The sequence below is a fragment of the Ruminococcus sp. MCC718 genome (assembly GCF_018783905.1).
In the GTDB taxonomy this organism is placed as follows: Bacteria; Bacillota; Clostridia; order Lachnospirales; family Lachnospiraceae; genus Hominisplanchenecus; species Hominisplanchenecus faecis.
The window spans coordinates 1-2,602 of record NZ_WQNP01000001.1 but is presented as its reverse complement, the minus strand read 5'-3'; the positions used below and the strand labels follow the sequence as shown (position 1 = coordinate 2,602).

Here is a 2,602-nt window from a genome sequence, read left to right as displayed (position 1 = left end):
CCTGACTTAATCATATTGGTAAGCCTTGCTTTGCCCTTCGTCTTTTGTTCCTGCTTCAGAACCGATACCAAAAGCAATGCGATATGAATGACCGTGCCTGCATTTCCACCACGCTCTCTTTGCTGAAGTTCGTGATACCTCTGTCGGCTTCAGTTTATTCTGTTCATAATCCCATTCGCTAAGAAGCTGATTATCTGTTGTCGCCAAATCATTATATCCGGCAAGGACTTCTCTCTCCGCACAAACGGGGCATACCGTACCTTTCACACGGGCATTGATAACTGATTTCCACTCGTTACCGCATTTACCGCATCTCCACCAGACATTTTTCCTCGACTTTGCATTTACTTCATCAGGCTTCAATAGCAAGTTCTTCTCCGACCACTCCGAAGCAATTTCAGGGTGTGTTGTCTGCAAATCGTTAAATCCTTTCAGGAATATGTACCCACTGCAATACGAGCATTTACTACCACCGGAACGGGTAGAAATAAGAGTGTTCCACTCTCTGCCACAATCCTTACACTTCCACCAAGCCTTACGATTGGCAAAGACCGTAACCTGAGTTGGAAGTAACGGATAATTTCTGTCCGACCACTCGGCTGCTATATCCGGCAGAAGCGTTGCAAGGTCATTAAATCCTGCTAACACTTTATTGTGGGAGCAATACGGGCAACCCGTTTTATTTATTGTCCTGCTCTTAACGACAGCTTCCCACTCGTGACCTTTTTTACATCTCCATATCACTTTCTTATGAGAACCAATAGAAACCTCTGTCGGTTTTATCTTATTCTTTTTTGACCACTGCTTTGCCAGTAACGGCTCTAATGTCGCCAAATCGTTAATTCCTGCAATCACTCTTGCACCGGAACATATCGGGCATTTCTCTCCATTGGAACGAGCCTTAACACTTGTCTGCCATTCATGACCGCAAGCACCTCTCCACCATACTTTTTTATTTGAACCGAAAGTAATCTCATCAGGTGTAAGCGGTAAGTTCTTCTCTGACCACTCAGGAACAAGTTCCGGGCGTACTTCTGCTAAACTGTTATTCATAGCCAAACCTCAACCTCCTTGTGCTTAGAGTATATGAAGTTTTGGCTTTATCTTGTAGTTTGCGAATATCCGTACAATCAAAAAAGCCCTTTGAGAAAGGGATTTCTCCTCTCTCAAAGGGCAAGTTGGCAAACTGGAATTTACCTTCTGCTCATATAAAATATATCAATAGCTTTACTTGCAAACTCTGCTGTGCCAACTCCTCCAACATCATCAATATTTTCCGTAAGTTCTCCTCCACCGGCATACATTCTTCCAAGACCGCATAAAATCTTATCAGAACATGTATAAAAATGATCTGTAATGTAATCCTGAAGTTTCCTTACCTGCAACTGCACCTGTTCATCTTCTGGATCCATTTCTTTCATTTGTCCGAATTCAACAAATAATTGCATAAACTCATTTGCAACAGTAGCTTCATCGTCTTTCGTCCAGTTCTTTGTTTTCTCTTCAAACTCCTTATACTCAGAGGTTTGTCCCCATTGTTCTTTTGCTCGTTTAGAATACTCATCAATCTTTGTTGTATCAAATACTTTAAAATCCATATATTTCACTCCTATTCCTTTTATTCCTCGAGCGAAACTAATAAGATTTTCAAGATGCTCTTTTTTCATAGTTAGCAATTCAATCTGCTGCTCTAATGCTTTGTTCCTGTCAAAGTTAGGGGCATCAATTATCTTTTTAATCTCCTTAAGCGGAAATTCCAATTCTTTAAACAGTAAAATTTGTTGCAGCCTTTCCAAGGATGTATCGTCATACAACCTATAACCTGACTCTGTATATTCAATAGGTTTTAAGAGACCAATGGTATCATAATACTGCAGAGTACGTATACTCACTCCTGTTAATTTACTTACCTCATTCACTGTCATCATTGTCATTTCCTCCTCTCGATAAACATATCGTAAACTATTACGTTGCGTAGGAGTCAATAGTTTTTCAAAGAAATTTTCAAAATTAACAGCTTGATAAATTCTAATTTTCCAATTTAACAAACTTGAATTTGTAAATATCATTTTACATTTTTATATGAAATCACAATATGACTTGGTGCAAATAATACTGATGCAATAATCAATAGCACTGACCTACTCATAATCCCACTAAATAAGAACAACATTGAAGGAATAATAGAAAGTGCTAATGCTCTGAAAACGCTGTTTTTCTTAAAACATATAATCCAAATAGCACAATAAAGCATTACCAATATGATATCTACAATCAAATATAGTACAAATGCTTCGTCAGACCACCACCCGAACCAAGTTCCCGGAATATTGATTATCATGAATCCGAAACAACCCAATCTCCCTACTTGTTCTGTGACCTCAACATATTTATTGTTCCACTTATTATCAAATCCATCTTTGCACTTAATCGCAAATACAACATTGGGTATCATAATGACTGCAATAAAAATCAGCCCAAAAACATTAAACCATTCCATATTATCTACCATCACAAACTCTGATTGAACAAAATCGCTGCGCGATGGCCTGCCAAGGCTGTGGCGCAGTTTTATTTTTATTAAAAAAGCAGTGGAATTACT

3 protein-coding genes are annotated in these 2,602 nt (G+C 38.6%); all 3 read right to left on the bottom strand.

Translation table 11 applies throughout. The features are described from left to right. Positions 1 to 6 precede the first annotated feature (6 nt). The gene (locus tag GPK60_RS00015) at positions 7 to 1,053 is read right to left on the bottom strand and encodes a zinc-ribbon domain-containing protein (protein ID WP_252191241.1); all 1,047 of its coding nucleotides are present in this window, start codon (positions 1,051 to 1,053) and stop codon (positions 7 to 9) included. A gap of 140 nt (positions 1,054 to 1,193) precedes the next feature. Beyond that, positions 1,194 to 1,928 (bottom strand): MerR family transcriptional regulator, encoded by a 735-nt coding sequence (locus tag GPK60_RS00010; RefSeq protein WP_004612415.1) that lies wholly within the window; start codon positions 1,926 to 1,928, stop codon positions 1,194 to 1,196. Between the two features lie 137 nt (positions 1,929 to 2,065). Then, on the bottom strand, positions 2,066 to 2,602 hold a 537-nt coding region (locus GPK60_RS00005), incomplete at its 5' end, for a hypothetical protein (RefSeq protein ID WP_252191240.1).

Coding starts and splice junctions, on each gene's coding strand:
- GPK60_RS00015 (WP_252191241.1), bottom strand. CDS start 1,053: ATGAATAACAGTTTAGCAGAAGTACGCCCGGAACTTGTTCCTGAGTGG.
- GPK60_RS00010 (WP_004612415.1), bottom strand. CDS start 1,928: ATGATGACAGTGAATGAGGTAAGTAAATTAACAGGAGTGAGTATACGT.